Origin of the sequence: Arsenicicoccus piscis (assembly GCF_022568835.1) — a bacterium.
GTDB lineage: Bacteria > Actinomycetota > Actinomycetes > Actinomycetales > Dermatophilaceae > Arsenicicoccus > Arsenicicoccus piscis.
On record NZ_JAKZHV010000002.1, the window covers coordinates 112016 to 129664 of the forward strand.

Annotated in this window: 21 protein-coding genes; 8 read left to right on the forward strand and 13 right to left on the reverse strand. The window is 70.0% G+C overall.

Annotated elements, in window-relative coordinates:
- Positions 1-16 precede the first annotated feature (16 nt).
- A protein-coding gene (locus tag MM440_RS03535; RefSeq protein WP_241441902.1) for an IS3-like element ISTesp3 family transposase occupies positions 17-1278 on the forward strand; the annotation gives its coding sequence in 2 pieces (ribosomal slippage) (positions 17-365 and positions 365-1278; 1263 coding nt in all).
- On the opposite strand, the gene MM440_RS03540 is transcribed toward MM440_RS03535, so the two are convergent.
- Entirely contained in the window at positions 1256-1489 is a 234-nt protein-coding gene (locus MM440_RS03540; protein WP_241441903.1) for an oxidoreductase, read from the reverse strand. The genes MM440_RS03535 and MM440_RS03540 overlap by 23 nt on opposite strands.
- Positions 1490-1929: 440 nt before the next feature.
- Here MM440_RS03540 and MM440_RS03545 point away from each other — a divergent pair, with 440 nt between their 5' ends.
- Together MM440_RS03545 and MM440_RS03550 are read left to right on the forward strand one after the other, a co-directional pair.
- Complete coding sequence (locus MM440_RS03545) at positions 1930-3018, forward strand: IS110 family RNA-guided transposase (RefSeq protein WP_420914133.1); 1089 nt, start codon at positions 1930-1932, stop codon at positions 3016-3018.
- A gap of 1 nt (position 3019) precedes the next feature.
- The gene (locus MM440_RS03550; RefSeq protein ID WP_241443346.1) at positions 3020-4258 is read left to right on the forward strand and encodes an IS256 family transposase; all 1239 of its coding nucleotides are present in this window, start codon (positions 3020-3022) and stop codon (positions 4256-4258) included.
- A 133-nt stretch (positions 4259-4391) separates the two neighbouring features.
- Here MM440_RS03550 and MM440_RS03555 read toward each other — a convergent pair whose 3' ends face one another.
- The 5 genes from MM440_RS03555 to MM440_RS03575 form a co-directional block, all read right to left on the reverse strand.
- Positions 4392-5042: an NAD(P)-dependent oxidoreductase gene (locus MM440_RS03555; RefSeq protein WP_241441907.1), complete on the reverse strand. Its 651-nt coding sequence runs from the start codon at positions 5040-5042 to the stop codon at positions 4392-4394.
- 41 nt (positions 5043-5083) lie between these two features.
- Entirely contained in the window at positions 5084-5992 is a 909-nt protein-coding gene (locus MM440_RS03560) for an NmrA family NAD(P)-binding protein (protein ID WP_241441909.1), read from the reverse strand.
- 80 nt (positions 5993-6072) lie between these two features.
- Complete coding sequence (locus tag MM440_RS03565) at positions 6073-6954, reverse strand: NmrA/HSCARG family protein (RefSeq protein WP_241441910.1); 882 nt, start codon at positions 6952-6954, stop codon at positions 6073-6075.
- Positions 6951-7310 carry a nuclear transport factor 2 family protein gene (locus MM440_RS03570; protein ID WP_241441912.1) on the reverse strand — a complete coding sequence of 120 codons (360 nt, stop codon included), beginning with the start codon at positions 7308-7310 and terminating at the stop codon, positions 6951-6953. The genes MM440_RS03565 and MM440_RS03570 overlap by 4 nt, the downstream gene beginning before the upstream one ends.
- Positions 7307-7744, reverse strand: coding sequence for a DUF6069 family protein (locus MM440_RS03575; RefSeq protein WP_241441914.1), 438 nt, complete (start codon positions 7742-7744; stop codon positions 7307-7309). Before MM440_RS03575 ends, MM440_RS03570 begins: the two co-directional genes overlap by 4 nt.
- A gap of 84 nt (positions 7745-7828) precedes the next feature.
- Between MM440_RS03575 and MM440_RS03580 the strand changes: the two genes are divergently transcribed.
- The 5 genes from MM440_RS03580 (at position 7829) to MM440_RS03600 (ending at position 11609) form a co-directional block, all read left to right on the forward strand.
- Positions 7829-8299 (forward strand): MarR family winged helix-turn-helix transcriptional regulator, encoded by a 471-nt coding sequence (locus tag MM440_RS03580; RefSeq protein WP_241441916.1) that lies wholly within the window; start codon positions 7829-7831, stop codon positions 8297-8299.
- Positions 8296-9075, forward strand: a complete 780-nt coding sequence (locus MM440_RS03585) for an SDR family NAD(P)-dependent oxidoreductase (protein WP_241441918.1) — start codon at positions 8296-8298, stop codon at positions 9073-9075. Before MM440_RS03580 ends, MM440_RS03585 begins: the two co-directional genes overlap by 4 nt.
- The gene (locus MM440_RS03590; protein WP_241441920.1) at positions 9072-9503 is read left to right on the forward strand and encodes a nitroreductase/quinone reductase family protein; all 432 of its coding nucleotides are present in this window, start codon (positions 9072-9074) and stop codon (positions 9501-9503) included. The genes MM440_RS03585 and MM440_RS03590 overlap by 4 nt, the downstream gene beginning before the upstream one ends.
- 69 nt (positions 9504-9572) lie before the next feature.
- Complete coding sequence (locus MM440_RS03595; protein ID WP_241441921.1) at positions 9573-10484, forward strand: SDR family oxidoreductase; 912 nt, start codon at positions 9573-9575, stop codon at positions 10482-10484.
- Between the two features lie 366 nt (positions 10485-10850).
- Positions 10851-11609 carry an Abi family protein gene (locus MM440_RS03600; RefSeq protein WP_241441922.1) on the forward strand — a complete coding sequence of 253 codons (759 nt, stop codon included), beginning with the start codon at positions 10851-10853 and terminating at the stop codon, positions 11607-11609.
- A gap of 69 nt (positions 11610-11678) precedes the next feature.
- On the opposite strand, the gene mutM is transcribed toward MM440_RS03600, so the two are convergent.
- The 7 genes from mutM to MM440_RS03635 all read right to left on the reverse strand — a co-directional run bounded on the left by mutM (position 11679) and on the right by MM440_RS03635 (position 17649).
- Entirely contained in the window at positions 11679-12524 is an 846-nt protein-coding gene (mutM, locus tag MM440_RS03605) for a bifunctional DNA-formamidopyrimidine glycosylase/DNA-(apurinic or apyrimidinic site) lyase (RefSeq protein ID WP_241441925.1), read from the reverse strand.
- A gap of 15 nt (positions 12525-12539) precedes the next feature.
- Positions 12540-13307, reverse strand: a complete 768-nt coding sequence (gene rnc / locus MM440_RS03610; protein WP_241441927.1) for a ribonuclease III — start codon at positions 13305-13307, stop codon at positions 12540-12542.
- Between the two features lie 13 nt (positions 13308-13320).
- Complete coding sequence (gene rpmF / locus MM440_RS03615; RefSeq protein WP_241441928.1) at positions 13321-13515, reverse strand: 50S ribosomal protein L32; 195 nt, start codon at positions 13513-13515, stop codon at positions 13321-13323.
- A gap of 1 nt (position 13516) precedes the next feature.
- A complete protein-coding gene (locus MM440_RS03620; protein WP_241441929.1) occupies positions 13517-14089 on the reverse strand; it encodes a YceD family protein in 573 nt (190 codons plus the stop codon).
- A gap of 157 nt (positions 14090-14246) precedes the next feature.
- Entirely contained in the window at positions 14247-14750 is a 504-nt protein-coding gene (gene coaD, locus MM440_RS03625) for a pantetheine-phosphate adenylyltransferase (RefSeq protein WP_241441931.1), read from the reverse strand.
- Positions 14747-15367 carry a 16S rRNA (guanine(966)-N(2))-methyltransferase RsmD gene (gene rsmD / locus MM440_RS03630; protein ID WP_241441933.1) on the reverse strand — a complete coding sequence of 207 codons (621 nt, stop codon included), beginning with the start codon at positions 15365-15367 and terminating at the stop codon, positions 14747-14749. The genes coaD and rsmD overlap by 4 nt, the downstream gene beginning before the upstream one ends.
- Entirely contained in the window at positions 15367-17649 is a 2283-nt protein-coding gene (locus MM440_RS03635) for an ATP-dependent DNA helicase RecG (RefSeq protein ID WP_241441934.1), read from the reverse strand. Before MM440_RS03635 ends, rsmD begins: the two co-directional genes overlap by 1 nt.

Sequence of the window (17649 nt, forward strand, 5' to 3'; positions counted from 1 at the left end):
AGATGATCCGAGAATCATGGCTAGGAAGAACTATTCCGAGGAGTTCCGTCGTCAGGCCGTCGACTTGTACGAGTCCACCCCGGGTGCCACGGTCCGCGGCATCGCCGAGGACCTCGGCATCGTGCGTGGCACGCTGCGGGGTTGGCTCGAGGTCTACGGGACCGGCAAGAAGACCGCTGCTGACGGGACGTTGACCTCCAGCCCACTGCAGTCCAGGCCGTCGAGGAAGAACTCCTCGGCGCCCGAAGGTGAGACGCCGGAGCAGAAGATCGACCGACTGGAGGCCGAGAACGCGGCGCTGCGGGCCGAGACCACCAAGCTCACCACCGAGCGGGAGATCCTGCAGCGGGCGGCCAAGTATTTCGCCGGGGAGACGCGCTGGTGAGTCGCTTCCAGTTCGTCGCCGACAACTCCGCCACCTTCGAGGTGAAGCGACTGTGCGAGCTCGTCGAGATCGAGCGCTCCTCCTACTACGCCTGGCTCAAGGCAGCCCCGGCACGCGAAGAGCGAGCTCGGGCCGATGCCGAGCTCGCGGAGCGGATCAGGGCCGTCCACGCCGAGGACAACACTTGCGGTGCGCCGCGGGTCACCGCCGAGCTCAACGACAACACCCCTGCCGGTGAGCGGGTCAACCACAAGCGCGTCGCGCGGGTGATGCGGGCCGAGGGCATCCGTGGCTATGTGAAGAGGCGGCGGGTGCGGACCACGATCCCCGAGCCGTCGGGGCAGAAGTACCCCGACCTGCTCCAGCGCGACTTCACCGCCGAGCGCCCCAACCGGCGCTACGTCGGCGACATCACCTACCTCCCGCTCGCGGACGGGACGAATCTGTACCTGGCGACCGTGATCGACTGCTACTCCCGACGGCTCGCCGGCTGGGCGATCGCCGACCACATGCGCACCGAACTCGTCGAGGAAGCGTTGAACGTCGCGGCCGCGACCCGAGACAGCCTCAAGGGCGCGATCTTCCACAGCGACCACGGGTCGGTCTACTGCTCCAAGGCCTACGCCCAGCTCTGCAAGAAGTTCGGCGTCACCCAGTCGATGGGCGCCGTCGGCTCGTCGGCCGACAACGCACTCGCGGAGTCGTTCAACGCCACGATGAAGCGCGAGGTCCTCCAAGACACCGCCTGCTGGCCCGACGAGCTGACCTGCCGCCGGCAGGTCTTCAGATGGCTCGTCCGCTACAACACCCGCCGCCGTCACAGCTGGTGCGGCTACCTCTCCCCGTCCACCTACGAGGCCCGCCGGGCCGCTACGCTGCCAACCGCCGCGTAATCACACCCCGTGTCCAAGATCCGGGGGTAAGGCCCTGGGTGCCCTCGGTGATGACCAGGCCCGCGGAGGCGCGCTGCGCGTAGTAGACCGCCGTGAGGTCGGTCGGGATGCGCTCCGGCTCCTTGGCGCGGCTGCGGGTCATCGGAGCCATCGCGACCCGGTTCTTCAAGGTCTGGCCACCGAGCTCGATCGGGTCGAACACTGTCGTCATGTTGGTGCTTCCTTCATTTCTTCTTTGGTGCCCCGGCGATGTGATGCAGTTGAGTCCCCGATAGTGGTGTAGCGCGGTCGCCGTGATCGTCGCCGGCGTGTACGCCGGACGTAGACGCGGCCACCGCGTGATCCTTCGAGTTCACCTCCTACAGCTCACTCGAACGGAGTCATCACGATGACCGCACCACACATTGTCGACAGTGATGATGGAGTTCGGTACCCCGGGCGGGGGTCTGACTCAATTGTCGACAGGCGTCAGTGGCTGCCTTTGCATGGGATTTGTCGGCCTCACGGCCCGGGGTACCTCGCATGTGACCGGACCTGTGGTGTGACCTTATAGGAGCTTGAGCAGTAGCCCCATCACTGTCTTGTCCATCTCGTGGTCCCGGTCTCGTGCTGTCCCGTGCAAATGGATCTGAAAGGCGGCACTGCATCATGATGACGGAGCACTCTCCGGCCCTGGAGGTCTTTGGCGGCGTTGACACCCACTCGCTCACCCACCACGCCGCGGTGGTCGACCCGCTCGGCCGCGAACTGGACGACCGCGAGTTTCCCGCCACATCGGCCGGTTACGAGGCCCTGAAGGACTGGCTGGTCGGTTTCGGGCAGCTCGTGAAGGTGGGCATCGAAGGGACCGGTTCCTACGGTGCGGGACTGATGCGGGTACTCACCGGGGCCGGGATCGTCGTGGTCGAGGTCGACCGCCCTGACCGTACGGCGCGCCGCTCGCTGGGTAAGTCCGACCCGCTCGATGCCTATGCAGCGGCCCGGGCAGCAGCATCCGGACGCGCCTCCGGCACGCCGAAGTCGCGCGATGGCATCGTGGAGTCGATCCGGTGCTTACGCCTGGCGCACCGCTCGGCAGTGAAGGCGCGGACCCAGTGCATCAATCAGATCCGAGCGTTGCTGCTCAACGGGCCAGCTGATCTTCGCGAGCACCTCGCGCCGCTGCCCACGGCGCAGATGGTCAAGTCCATCGCCCGTCTGCGGCCCGCCGCTGACCTGACCGATCCTCAGGTGGCCTGCAAGCTGGCGTTGCGGTCCTTAGCTCGCCGCTACGCCAGCCTGGACGAGGAGATCAGACAGCTGCACCGCGGGCTGAGCGAACTCACTCAGGAGGCGGCCCCGCAACTGCTCGACCGTCCCGGTGTCGGCGTTCAGGTCGCGGCTCAATTGTTGGTCACCGCCGGCGATAACCCCGGCCGTCTGGGCTCTGAGGCCTCCTTCGCTCATCTGACCGGAGTTGCCCCGGTCCCGGCCTCCTCCGGGAAGCGTCAGCACCGGCACCGACTCAACCGCGGCGGTGACCGCGCCGCGAACAACGCGCTCTACACCATTGCGCTGGTCCGGATGCGCTACCACCCGCCGACCCGGGCCTACGTGGAGCGGCGCACCGCCGAAGGTCTGTCGAAGAAGGACATCATGCGTTGTCTCAAACGCGCGATCGCCCGGGAGGTCTATCGTCTACTCACCAAGCCAACCGATCTGCCGGCACGTCCCCTCACGGCACTACCAGCAGCAGCTTGACATCTATAGGAGCATCCCTGCACGCCTGCTCGGCGAAGCTCTCGCCGAAGCGTCGCCGGATCTGATGCGCCAGTTGTTGCAGACGATGATCAATGCCCTGCTGTCCGCGGATGCCGATGCTGTCGTGGGCGCTGAGTACGGCCGCCCCAGCCCGGGCCGGACCGCGCAGCGCAACGGCTACCGCCACCGCGACCTGGACACCCGCGTCGGGACCCTCGAGGTGGCGATCCCCAAGCTGCGCAAGGGCACCTACTTCCCCGAGTGGCTCCTCGAGCGCCGCAAGCGTGCCGAGACCGCTCTCATCACCGTCGTGGCCGACTGCTACCTCGCCGGCGTGTCCACGCGGCGGATGGACAAGCTGGTCAAGACCCTCGGCATCGACTCACTGTCCAAGTCGCAGGTCTCAAGGATGGCCGCTGAGCTCGACGAGCACGTCGAGCAGTTCCGCCACCGGCCGTTGGACGCAGCTGGGCCGTTCACGTTCGTCGCCGCGGACGCGTTGACCATGAAGCTCCGCGAAGGCGGGCGGGTGATCAACGCCGTCGTGCTGCTGGCCACCGGCGTGAACGGCGACGGGCACCGCGAGGTCCTCGGTATGCGAGTGGCCACCGCTGAGACCGGCCCAGTCTGGAACGAGTTCTTCGCCGACCTGGTTGCCCGCGGCCTGACCGGGGTCCGTCTGGTCACCAGCGATGCGCACGCCGGCCTGGTCGAGGCGATCGCAGCCAACCTACCCGGAGCCTCGTGGCAGCGCTGCCGCACCCACTACGCCGCCAACCTCATGTCGGTGACCCCGAAGTCGATGTGGCCCGCGGTCAAGGCGATGCTGCACAGCGTGTACGACCAGCCCGACCGACCCGCGGTCCACGCCCAGTTCGACCGACTCCTGGACTACGTCGCCGACAAGCTGCCCGAGGTCCACGACCACCTCGACGGCGCCCGCGCCGACATCTTGGCCTTCACCGGCTTCCCCAAAGACGTGTGGACCCAGATCTGGTCCAACAACCCCGCCGAACGCCTCAACCGCGAGATCCGGCGCCGCACCGACGCCGTCGGGATCTTCCCGACCCGCCCAGCGATCGTGCGGCTCGTCGGAGCCGTCCTGGCCGAGCAGACCGACGAATGGGCCGAAGGCCGCCGCTACCTCGGACTTGAGGCACTCGCCCGCTGCCGCGTCAACATCGTTCCCACCACCCAACCCGAGATCGGAGCCGATGACCTACCAGCCTTGACCGCCTGACCAATCCAGAGGGAGAACGCAGCGCTACACCACTACCCGGGACTTGACCATGTGATGCCGGCGCGATTCTTGTCTGGACAGGTAGAACGGGCCGCGGTCACTGGGTCGCCTCGGCGACCGCTCCCGGAGCCGCTCAGGACGGTGTCGCGGCGCTGATCAGCTGGCGGTCCCAGATGTTGGTGAGGGCGGCCTCGAGGATCACCCAGGCGGCGTCCTCGTAGGACACGGCCATGCCGGCGACCCGGTTGACGCGGATCGTGGAGGCGACGTCGGGGCTGCGGTGGCCGGCCGGGGTCATGCGTCCCGGGCAGAAGATCACGTAGTTCACGCCGGCGTCGCGGATGGCGTCGATGCAGGCCTGGTGGGCCTTGTAGATCGCCTCGGCGTTGAAGCCGGCGTTGGCGTAGGCCTTGTAGGCGGGCGTGATGCCGTCGTCGGCGAGGAGGTTCGTGCCGCCAGCGGGCCAGAGGAGCTTCCGGACCCCGTTCCTCTTGACGGCCTCGGCCATCTCGCGGGCCATCTTCTTGTGCGCGCCGTTGCCGGAGAGGACCACGTCGATGCCCTGCATGGCCTCGTCGAGAGCGGCCGGGTCGGTGGCGTCGCCGACGGTGATCCTCGTCAGCCTGACGAGGGTGTCGGCGTCGAGGCGGTCTTCGAGCTTGGTGCGGTCGCGGACCATGACGGAGACCTGCGCGCCTCGCTCGAGGGCCTCGTGGACCATGTGCTCGCCCAGGCCCCCTACCCCGACGACCAGGATCCTCTCGCCGTTGCTCTGCGTGTTCATGCGTGCTCCTTCGATTGATCGGTCATGGTCCGCGGCCGGGCTCAGAGGCCCTCGGCGCGGACGTAGTCGCGGATGGTGGTCGGGGTGATGTGCGGGTAGCGGTCGTTCTGCGTCGGCTCGAGCTGGCCCTGGCCGCGCAGCTGGGCGCGGTAGTACATCAGCGGGAGGTAGGAGCGCAGGTCGGCATCGGGCACGGAGGTGAGCTCGGCGATGCGGGCGTCGAGGTCTTCCAGGGACCCCAGCCGCTCGACAGTCAGCGTGCTGCCGCTGGCCTCCTCGTAGGCGGCGACGACGCCCGGGAAGTCGAGGGTGTCGCCGGCGGCCTTGAACGTCGACCCGATCGGCTCGTCGTCCACGGCGACCGCGGCGGTGTAGCGGGCGGTGTCGGCGTAGGTGGTCCAATCCGTCGGGTACTGCCCCTCACCCCACACGTAGGCGGTCTTCGCCTCGGGGTCGATGACGCGGATGAACCCGAACAGCACGCCGCGGTCGAGGAACCCGCCGATGAGGACATGGACGACTTCGACGTCGCCGCGCTGCTCGTCGGCGATGCGGGCGAAGGCGCGGCGCATGTCCGCGGTGACGATCCCGCCCTCGGGCACGGTGAACATGTCCAGGGAGAAGTCGGACGGCACGAACCGGCGCACGCCCGCGGCCTTCGCCGCGGCCAGCAGCCGGGTCTGGCCCCCGATGATCTCGTCCGGGCCGCCCTGGATCGCCGAGACCACGGTGTAGGCGTCCTTCGTCAGTGCGGCAAGCGCCGCCTCGTCGGAGAGGTCGCCCTCGACGACCTCCGCGCCCCGGGCCTCCAAGTCTGCGGCCTTGGCCCGGCTGGCCGGGCGCACCAGAATCCGCAGCTGCACATCCGGGTTGCTGAGGAGTTCACCGGCGATCAGGCCGCCGAGGTGCCCGGTCGCTCCGGCCAGGGCGATGGTCTTCTTCGTGCTCATGTCGTGATGGTCCTTCCGTGCGGATGTCGAGGAGAGAGACGGAGGGCCCAGCCGATCTGCGGCTGGCCCCCCGATGGGGATCAGTTGCCGGCGGTCCAGCCGATGTGGGCGATCCAGGCCTTGAGGTCGAGGACCTCGGGGTCGAGCTTGCGAGTGGCGGCGAAGTCGGCCTGGTAGGCGGGGAGCTTCGTGAACCACTCGAACATGGTCGCGGCGTCGCCCATCCCGGCCAGCGCCTCCAGGGGCAGCGCCTCGTAGCGGGCGGGCAGGCCCGCGGCCTCGCCGAAGGCGGCGGCGATCTGCGGCCCGGTGAGCTCGTCGCCGGCGATTTCGACGCCCTTGCCCTCTACTGCGGTGCCTCCGAGGAGGATGCTGGCGGCGACGCGGCCGATGTCGCGCACGGCGACCATCTGCAGCGGGATGTCCTCCGGGAGGGGCTGGCGGACCACGACGGTGCCGTCCTCGACGCTGACGCCCATGCCGAGGAGGTTCTCCATGAAGAACACGGGGCGGACGAAGGTCGCGTGGATGCCGAGGGACTCGATGTGCTCCTCGACGCGGCGCTTGGACTCGAAGTGGTCGATGCCCGAGTGGCGCTCGGCCCCGCCGACGGAGCTGAACACCAGGTGCGGCAGGCCCGTGCGCTTGGCGGCGTCGGCGACGGCCTTGCCGGTGGAGATCTCGAAGTCGGTGCCGCCGGGCCCGCCCATGGTGGTCATGGCGAACGCGGCGTCCGCGCCGGTGAGCACCGTGTCGATGCTCTCGGGCGTGGTCAGGTCGCCCTGGATGAGTTCGACGCCGCGGGCGGCGAGGGCCTTGCCCTTGTCCCCCTCGGGGTCGCGGACCAGGGCGCGGACGGTGACGCCGCCGCGCTCGAGGAGGGCGTCGACGACGGAGCCTCCCTGCTGGCCGGTGGCTCCGATGACGGCGATCGTGGTCGGGGTGCTGGGGGTCGTGGTCATGCGTTGTTGTCCTTTCCGAAGACCGCGCGCGCATCGAAGGTGATCCGCACGCGGGTGATCAATCCGTTCTCGACGTGGACCCAGTTGGCCACGGGAGTGCTGTCGGGGCTGTTCGCGTGGTGGAGGTCGAACCAGGTCAGGGTGTCGCCGCACTCGGTCCACTGCTTCACCACGTCGATGCCCCGGGTGATGGAGAAGATGTGGCCCAGCGCCTGCTCATACTTGGCCGCGCCGGAGATGTGCCCGAGCGGGCCGATCACGTCGACATCGGGCGCGAGGATCCCGCGCAGCAGCGAGGAGTCGCGGGTGCTCCAGGCCTCGAAGTAGCGGTCGACGGATTCCGAGGGCGCGCTCATCGGGCTCGCCGTCCCGTGCTCGCCAAGCCGAAGAACCACGCAGCACCCGCGACCAGGTGCATCGCGGCCAGCGAGACGGCGGTCGCGGAGTCCTGGGCGACGACGAACGGGCTGATCATCGACAGCAGCGCGACCGCGAGGCCGAGCCACTGGGCGATCCGGCGGAAGCCGGGGAACCTGCGCGCGACGAGCCAGGTGGCTCCCCCGGCGACCAGCAGCGGCAGCAGGGTCGCGACGGCGCTCATGACGAGGGTGATCTGGGAGTAGGCGGGCGAGTCGATGCTCATCGACGCCCCCGCCGCGGAGCCGACGGCGAACACGAGGGTGTTCGCGACGGCGGCGATCACCGCGGTGATCGCGAGGCGTCCGTAGCGGAACGGGCGCGAGCCGGCCGCGGCTCTCGCCGGGGCCGCGGCTGCGGGAGTGGTGGTCATGGGGCTCCTTGCCTGCTTCGATGTGTTGATGGACTCGACAATAGTGGACTAGTCAATGATTGGCAAGTCATGTATTGTGGTGGCATGAGCAACCACGACGCAGACATCGCAGAGTCCCGGGACCTCGCCCGGATGATCGTCACCGTCGCCGAGCGGGCGCGAGCGGACTTCGCCGCCGCGGTCGAGCCCCTCGGCGTGCCGGTGCACCTGGCGCGGACCGTGCTGCTGCTGGGCGAGCCCCAGTCCATGCGCTACGTCGCGGGCGAGCTGGCCTGCGACCCGTCTCACGTCACCGGCATCGCCGATCACCTCGAGGAGCGCGGGCTCGCGGTCCGCGCCCCGGGCGCGGACCGCCGCATCAAGATGCTGAACCTCACCGAGGACGGCGAGGCACTGCGACAGCAGCTGGCCGAGGCGGTCAACACAAAGGCCAAGTTCGCCGGGCAGCTGGACGCCGGCCAGAAGCAGACGCTGCGCGAGCTGCTCGGCCTCCTGCTGGAGCCCCGCAGCAGCGCCAGCGCTCAGACCACGGGATCGAAGGAGAAGACGGCATGACCACGCTCACAGGAGACGAGCTCTCGGGACGCGACGCGGTCGTCGTGGGCGGGACCGGCAACGTCGGCTCGTTCCTCGTCGACGGATTCCTCCGCGCCGGCGCGCGCGTCATCGTCCCCTCCCGCCGCCAAGGGAACCTCGACCGGCTGATCGCCCGGTACGGCGAAGACCGGGCCGACCGGCTCGTCGGCTTCATCGGCGACATCGGCACAACCGATGGCGCGAAGGCCCTGCACGACGAGATCGCGCAGACCAGCACCGACCTCGCGGCCGTCGCCGCCGCGCCGGCGAGCTGGCACCAGGTGCCGTCCATGCTCCGCGCGGGCTTCGACGACTTCCGCTCCGTGATCGAGACGCGGCTGTTCCCGCACTACCTGGCGGCCGAGGCGCTGCTGCCGCTGCTGTCCCCGGACGGCGCGTACACCGCGATCAACGGCCCTGCCGGCTTCATCCGCCCGCCGCAGCCCGGCATGGGCGCGATCGCCACCGTCGCCGCCGCCCAGTCCAAGCTCATCGAAGCGATCAGCGCCGAGACCGGCGGCAGGCCGCGGGTCAACGACCTCGTGATGATGGCCTTCCTCGGCCCGAACGGCACCCGCCCCGGGTCGCCGCTGACCGGCGAGCAGGTCGCCGACTTCGTCGTCGCCCTGTCCACCGACCGCGCCTCCGCGGTGCACGGCCGCAGCATCGACCTGCGCGACCCGCGCCAGGTCGAGGACGCCCTCGCCGGGCGATTCACCACACGCACCGACACGAACAGAGAGGACGCACGATGAGCAATCCCCAGTACGACGACATGAACCGCCAGATCATCGACGAGTTCCGCGCCAACGGCGGCACGGTCAGCTCGCGGCCCTTCGGCCGCAGCCTCGTCCTCGTCCACCACATCGGGGCGAAGACCGGCACCGAGCGGATCAACCCCGTCATGCACATCCGCCAGGACCCCGACACCTGGCTGATCGCCGCCTCCAAGGCCGGCCAGCCCGAGAACCCGGCCTGGTACCACAACCTCCTCGCCCACCCCGACACCGTCATCGAGACCCCCGACGACGGGACCGTGCCGGTCCACGTCACCGACCTCGAGGGCGAGGAGCGCGACGCCGCCTGGGCGCAGTTCACCGCCGCCAGCCCTGGCTTCCGCTCCTACGAGGAGCGCACCACCCGGACCATCCCCGTGCTCGCCCTCACCCGGCGCGAGGCCTGACCACGACCAAGCCGCAGCCAGAACCATCCAGGCGGGGCCGATCCCCCGCCGCCCGAGAGGAAACCCACAATGACAGACCAGACTCCGCAGACCCCCGGCCCCGTGCTCGTCGTCGGCGCGACCGGCAGCCTCGGCGGCAAGGTCGTCCGCGCCCTGCTCGACCGCGGCAAGAGCGTCCGCGCCCTCGTCCGCCCCACCACCGACGCCAGCAGGCTCGAGGCCCTCGGCGTCGAGATCGCCCGCGGCGACATGCTCAACGAGCCGTCACTGGTCAAGGCCATGACCGGAGCCGACGCCGTCATCACCACCGCGGCCGGATACACCCGCGGCGGCAAGCAGGCCCATGACATCGACACCGTCGGCAACGCCAACCTCGCCGAGGCCGCTGCCAAGGTGGGAGTACGACGGTTCGTGCTGCTGAGCATCCTCACCAGCGACCAGACCCCCGACGTCCCCCACTTCTGGCACAAGAAGCTCGCCGAGGACCGCCTCGAAGAGCGCGGCGTCCCGTTCGTCGCGCTCCGTCCCGGAGCGTTCCTCGACCAGATCGCCGCCATGGGCGGAAGCCCCTTCGAGAAGCGCTCGGCCATGTGGCTCGGCGACGCGAAGGTACCCCTGACCTTCGTCCTCACCGATGACCTCGCCGAGTACCTCGCCGCGGCCGTCGACGCCGACGTGGAGAACAGAGAGCGGATCGACATCGGCTGGACCCGCCCCATCTCGATGAAGGAGTTCGCCGAGATCGGCTCTCCTCACGCGACAGGACGCATCAAGGTCCGCGCCATCCCACGCAAGCTCCTCACCGCCGTCGGCAAGCTGATTGGCCGCTGGCAGCCGCTCGTGCCCGACATGGCCGCCATGGCCAAGTGGTTCGACACCGGCAAGTACGTCGCCGACACCACCAGGCAGGCACAGGTCTTCGGCGAGGTGCCGACGCCCGAGGACGCGATCGCCCGGTTCGCCGAGCAGCAGAAGGCGTAACGACACGACCGTTCTGGAGCACCGAACCAGTCCGTGCTAACCTGAGACCACTACATCCCCCACGCCTCTCCACGATGCGCACTTGGGGGATTTTCTCTGCCCGCGCCTAGGAGGAGCGCCGATGCCCCAGCCGCGCCGCGCTCCTCGCCCGTCTCGTCCGCGCGGGACCTCGCGCTACGACAAGCCGCCCATGGAGCTGGACGACCTCGTCGATCGTCTCGCCGACCGCGGGCTGGTCATCGCCGAACGGGGCCGCGCGCTGCGGTACCTGCGCCACATTGGCTACTACCGCCTCTCCCCCTATACGATCCCGTTCCAGCAGAGCGGTCCCGAGCATCGCCTTCGCGACGGACGTCGTTCGACGACGTGCTCGACCTCTACGTCTTCGACCGTGCTTTGCGCCTGGTGGTCATGGATGCCCTCGAGCGCGTCGAGGTCGCAGTGCGCGCGGCGTTGACCGACCACATGTCCACCGTCTACGTCGACCCGCACTGGTACACCGACGCCTCGCACTTCCGCGACCGCGGCAGGCACACTGGGCTCCTCAAGATCGTCAGGGATAGCTGCGACGAGAGGCTCCGTGGGACTCCCGATGCCGGGGAGGATTCGCTGGTTCACCGCTCGGCGCTCGAGCACTACCTCACCACCTACGGCTCACCCGAGCTCCCGCCATCCTGGCTCATGGTCGAGACCTTGACCGTTGGGCAGCTCACCAGCGCGTACCGCAACCTCAAGCGCCGCTCCGACCGGACCGCTGTTGCCCGGAGCATCGGCCTGACGGCCCCGCTGCTCGAGTCCTGGATGCAGACCTATGTCCGCGTCCGCAACGTCTGCGCTCACCACGGCCGGCTGTGGAACGTCGGCCTCGGCGTCTACCCGGCGATCCCGAACTCGTCCACGGTGGCCTGGCTCGAAGAAGACGAAGCGCTGCCCGAGAGATCGAGGAAGCGGCTCTACCCTGTCCTCGTATCCCTGCAGACAGCCCTGGGGACGATCTCCCCGCGCAGCGGCTGGGCGAGGAGACTGCACGAGCTGGTCGATTCCCGGCCCGGGATGAACCTGCGCGGCATGGGCATCCCCGACGACTGGGCAGACGACCCGTTCTGGCGTCGACATCTCGACTGAGCCGTCTGGCGAACCACCACGAACGTGGTCTGCCAACCACTCGTCGCCACGTCGTACGCGAGCATCCTGCTAGCGTTTTCGCTGGCAGGTCGGGCAGAAGTGGCTTGAGCGGTTCATGAAGCGCTCGCGCATGATCGGGGTGCCGCAGCGCTTGCACGGGCGACCCTCCCGTCCGTAGACATTCAATGTCATTCGTCCGCTGGCACCGTTGACGTTCACGTAGAGCGCGTCGAAGCTCGTGCCGCCCTGCCCGAGCGCCTCGCGCATCACCTCGGCCGCCTGGTCGAGCACACGCGCGAGCGTCGGCTTGGTCAGGGTGGAGGTGATCCGCCGGCCATGGACACCCGCGCGCCACAGCGCCTCGTCGGCATAGATGTTGCCGATCCCCGACACCAACCCCTGGTCCAGCAGCGCCCGCTTGATCTCGGTGTTCTTGGCCTTCAGGGCGCGCACCACCCCCGCCTGGTCGTAGACCGTCTCCAGCGGGTCGGGGGCGATGTGGGCTACCGGCTGGGGCACCTCCCGACCCCCGCGACCGAGCACCAGGTCGGTCAGCGCCAGCCCGCCGAACGTGCGCTGGTCGACGAAGCGCAGCTGCGGCCCGTCGTCGGCGAAGTCGAGAGTGGCGTGCAGGTGCCGCTCGCGCGGCGAGTCGGCCGGCTCGACGAGCAGCTGCCCGCTCATGCCGAGGTGGATGACCAGGGCCTCGCCGTCGAGGACCAGCCAGAGGTACTTGCCACGCCGCTCGGCGGCGCGCACCTGCTGGCCGGCCAGGCGGTGCGCGAGGTCGAGGGGGCCGGGCAGGTGCCGCCGGGCGACCCGGTTGCCGGTGACCTCGGCGGCGGCGATCCGCCGCCCGACCACGTGGTCGGCGAGGCCGCGCCGGACGACCTCGACCTCGGGCAGCTCAGGCACGGGGTGCCGACCCGGTCAGTCCAGGTCGGCGGCCCGGCCGGGCTCGCCGTGGCGCTCGGTCACCGTGGCCCAAGCGATCGAGGCGGCCTTCTGCTCGGCCTCCTTCTTGGACCGCCCGACGCCCTCGCCGAGGACCTCGTCGCCGATCACCGCGCCAGCGGTGAAGACCTTGAGGTGGTCAGGGCCCTCGTCGGTGACGCGGTACTCCGGGACGCCGAGGCCGTGCGCCGAGGTGAGCTCCTGCAGCGAGGTCTTCCAGTCCAGGCCGGCGCCGAGGTTGGCCGACGACTCCATCAGGGGGTCGAGCATGTGGTGCACGAGGCGTGCGGCGACGTCCATGCCGTGCGAGAGGTAGACCGCACCGATGACCGCCTCCGTGGTGTCGGCGAGGATCGACGTCTTGTCCCGCCCGCCGGTCGTCTCCTCGCCCCGTCCGAGCAGCAGGAAGTCACCGAGACCGAGCTCACGGGCTACATCAGCCAGCGCCCGCATGTTGACGACCGCGGCACGCAGCTTCGCGAGCTGCCCCTCGGGCAGGTCGGTGTGCGTGCGGAACAGGGTGTCGGTGACGACGAGACCGAGCACGGAGTCCCCGAGGAACTCCAACCGCTCGTTGTGCGGCATCCCTCCGTGCTCATAGCTGTAGGAGCGATGCACCAGAGCACGACTCAGCAGCGGCTCGTCGACGCGCTCACCCAAGATCTGGAAGAGACCTTCGATCAACGCGGCGACGGGCCGCTGCTGAGCTGCCTTGGCGCTGGACGCACGCTTGCTGGAGCCCACGCGCGCCCTCCGATCAGCCCTGGAGCTCGGTGCGCTCCGCGGCCGCGTAGCGACGGCCAGCGTAGGTGCCGCACGAGGGGCAGGCGTTGTGCGGCTGCTTCGGGGCCTGGCACTGCGGGCACGGGGTGAGCGTGGTCGCAGTGGTGCGCCAGTTCGCGCGACGCGAACGGGTGTTGGAGCGCGACATCTTCCGCTTCGGGACAGCCACGTCAGTTCCTCTTCTCTTCGGGCTTGCTGATGAGTCCTTGCAGTGCCGACCAGCGGGGGTCGAGCACCTCGTGCTGGTGGTCCGGGTCGTCCGCGAGCCGGGCTCCGCACTGGGAGCACAGGCCGGGGCAGTCGTCCTCGCACACGGGCTGGAACGGCAGGGTGGGCACCACTGCGTCCCGCAGCACAGGCTCGAGGTCGATCAGGTCGCCGTCGAGCGTGTGCAGCTCTTCCCCACCCTCGTCGGCCCCCACCTCGTGGTGGTGCGCCGCGCGGTCGGCGTAGGCGAACAGCTCCTGGATGGTGGCCGTCACGGGGACGGTCACCTCGTCCAGGCACCGCACGCAGGCGCCGGTCGCCCGAGTCGTGACCTCACCAGAGACCAGGACACCTTCGACCACCGACTCCAGACGCAGGTCGAGCTGCAACGGCTCTCCCGGCTGAACGGCGATGACCTCGGTGCCGAAGTCCGTGGGGGCCTCGACGGTGCGCTGCAGCTCGAGCATGGAGCCCGGCCGTCGACCGAGCTCCCGGGTGTCGAGCACCAGGGGCGAACGCGGGTCGAGGTGAGGCATAGCTCCAGCCAGTTGCTGCAGGACGGATGGGGTTGCACGATGATCGTGCGTCAGCGCATGCCGCAGCACACACCGACGCACCAGCCTACCGGACCGGTCGGGCTGCACCCAAACCGCGAGAGCCACCCCAGAGTCCAGCCCTCAGTCCAGGCCAGGCCTAGGCGTCGCGGCGGGCCTGCAGCGCCTCGGCCACGTTGGGCGGCACCAGGTCCAGGCCGTAGCCCCCGAGCGCGTGCACCTCCTTGATCAGCGAGCTGGACACGTGCTCGAAGGCCGGCGCGCCCGGCAGGAAGACCGTCTCGACGCCGGTGAGGTGACGGTTCATCAGCGCCATCGGCAGCTCGTAGGCGAAGTCCGTGCCCGAGCGCAGCCCCTTGACGATCGCACAGACGTCCTCGCGGGTGCAGAGGTCGACCAGCAGCTCGCCACCGGACGACACGACCCGGACCCGGGGGATCTCCTCGGCCGCCACGGCGCCCTCGATCAGGGCGACCCGCTCGTCGACGGAGAACATCCCCTGCCCCGACTTCGCGGGGTTGAACAGCACCGCCACCACGACCTCGTCGTAGAGCGCGCTGGCCCGCCGGATGATGTCGAGGTGCCCGAGGGTGATCGGGTCGAACGACCCCGGGCACACGCAGCGACGCGTCGTCTCGCTCATGGCTCCACGGTATCCGTCGCCTCGGCGCAATCCGTCGCCCCGGCGCTATCCGTCACCTCGGCGTACCAGACCGAGGTCTCGCCGTAGCGCTTGTGCGCCACCTGCTCGAGACCGTTCGGCCAGCGCGGCTCGCCCGAGCGCGACGACCGCTCGACCACGACCACGGCCGCCGGCGCCAGCCACCCGTGGTCGACCAGAGCCACCAGGTCGGCGTGCAGCGCGCCGTCACCGAGGTCGTAGGGCGGGTCGCTCAGGACCACGTCGAACCCCGTCCCGGCACCCCCGGACGGCCCCGCACCGAGGAGGGTCGCGACCGGCCGGGTGACGACGCGCGCCTGGCGCAGCCCCAGGTCCCGGATGTTGCCGGAGATGATCTGTGCCGCGGCCCGGGACGACTCGACGAGCAGCGCCTCGGCGGCACCCCGCGAGCACGCCTCAAGCCCGAGCGCGCCGGAGCCGGCATAGAGGTCGAGCACCCGGGCCCCCTCGAGCAGGTCCTCGTGCTCGAGCCGGGAGAAGATCGCCTCGCGGACCCGGTCGCTGGTGGGCCGGGTGCCGCTGCCCGAGGGGGTGGCGATCCGGCGCCCGCCGGCCACCCCGGCGATGATGCGCGTCATCAGCCACGCTCCACGAAGTCGGCCTGCTGGTCGTCGACGTACGTGCGCAGGTAGCGCAGCAGCTCGGGGCTGCCCTCGAGGGTCGGGTCGGCGTCGACCAGCCCGCGGGCGTCCTCGCGGGCCAGCTCGATCAGGTCGCTGTCCTCCCGCAGGCGCAGCAGCGCGAGACCGCCGCTGCGACCGCTCTGCAGGGCGCCGAGGACGTCGCCCTCGCCGCGCTGGTCGAGGTCGACCTCGGCGAGCTCGAAGCCGTCGGTGGTCGCCGCGACCGCCTCGAGCCGGTCCCTGGTGGGGGTGCCCTCGTCGGCGAGGCAGACCAGGAAGCAGCTGCTCGGGTGCTCGCCCCGACCGATCCGGCCGCGCAGCTGGTGCAGCTGGCTGATGCCGAACCGATCGGCGTCGAGGACCACCATGAGGCTGGCGTTGGGCACGTCGACCCCCACCTCGATGACCGTGGTGGCGACCAGGATGTCGATCTCGCCGGCGGCGAACGACGTCATGATCCGCTCGCGCTCCTCGGCGGGCAGCCGGCCGTGCAGCACCGCCCGGCGCAGTCCCTTCAGGACGGGCACCTCGGCGAGCATCGCGTCGGTGTCGACCACGCTCGCAGCCGCCCGCCGCAGCCGGGCCTCCTCGGCGAGCCGCGCCGCGGTGGCCTTCTCGTCCTCGTCGTCCGGGTTGACCTGGTCGCCGCGCGCGCGGGCCTCCTCGGCCTGCTGCTTGGCCTGGGCGCGCTCCCAGTAGGTCAGGTCGTCCCCGGAGGAGCCGTCGCCGACGCGCGGGCACACGACGTAGACCTGGCGGCCGGCGGCCACCTCCTCGGCCATGCGCTCCCACACCCGCTGCACCCAGGTGGGTCTGGTGGCCGGCACCACGAAGGTCTTGATCTCGGCGCGTCCGGACGGCAGCTGGCTGAGCGTCGAGGTGTCCAGGTCGCCGAAGGCGGTGATGGCGACCGTGCGCGGGATCGGCGTAGCCGTCATGACGAGCGTGTGGGGCACCCGAGCTGCCTTGCCCCGCAACACGTCTCGTTGCTCTACGCCGAAGCGGTGCTGCTCGTCCACGACGACGAGGGCCAGGTCGGCGAACGCGACCTTGTCCTGGAGCAGCGCGTGGGTGCCGATGACGATGCCGGCCTCACCGCTGGTGGCGAGGGCGAGGTTGCGCCGCTTGTCGGCCGCGCTCTGGCTGCCGGTGACCAGGGCCACCCGCGTGCCTATGTCGTTGCCGCCGAGCATGCCGCCCATCGCGAGGTCACCCAGCATCGCGGTGATGGTGCGGTAGTGCTGCTGGGCCAGCACCTCGGTGGGCGCCAGCAGGGCGGCCTGACCACCGGAGTCGACGACGTGCAGCATCGCGCGCAGGGCCACGACGGTCTTGCCGGAGCCGACCTCGCCCTGCAGCAGGCGGTGCATCGGTCGGTCGCGAGCCAGCTCCTCGGCGAGCACCTCGCCGGTCTCGACCTGGCCCTCGGTGAGGCGGAAGGGCAGCCGTGCGTCGAACGCGTCGAGCACTCCCCCGACCGCACCGGCACGGGCTACGGCGGCGTCACCCGACGTGGCGGCGCGGCGCATCGCGAGCACGACCTGGATGGCCAGCGCCTCGTCGTACTTCAGCCGGCGGCGGCCGATCTGTGGCTCGTCGAGATCGACCGGGCGGTGGACCAGCCGAAAGGTCTCGTAGAGCGGCGGCAGCTCGTGCCGCGCGGCCAGCTCCTGGACCGGGTCGGCCACCGCCCACAGCGAGTCCAGCGCGACGATGACGGCCTTGGCGATGCCCCAGGAGCCGAGCTTGGTGCCCATCCGGCGGTAGATCGGGATCAGCGGCGACTCGGCGAGCGTCTCGATGGTCTGGTCGTCGACGCCGTTGCTGCTGAGCAGGACGTATTCAGGCTGGGCCAGCTGCCAGCGACCGTTGAAGGCTGCGACCTTGCCCGCGAACAGCGCCCGCCGCCCCGGCGACAGGATGAACTTGTGCGGGCGGGTCTGGAAGAAGGTGAGCTCGAACTTCTGGTTGCCGGCGTCGACCAGCACCTTGAGCAGCGAGCCCTTGCGCGAGCGCATCGGGACCTCGCGGCTGCTCACCACGTCGGCCACTAGGTGCACGCGCTCGCCGTCCTCGAAGTGCCGCTCGATCGGCACCGAGCTGAGGTAGGTGCGTGGGACCCAGTGCATCAGGTCGGAGAGGGTGTGCAGGCCGCGCGCCGTGAAGATGTCGACCTCGCGCTTGGCGAAGACCCGGCGCAGCGGCCAGTCCAGGGCTCCCTCGCGCGAGATGGCCAT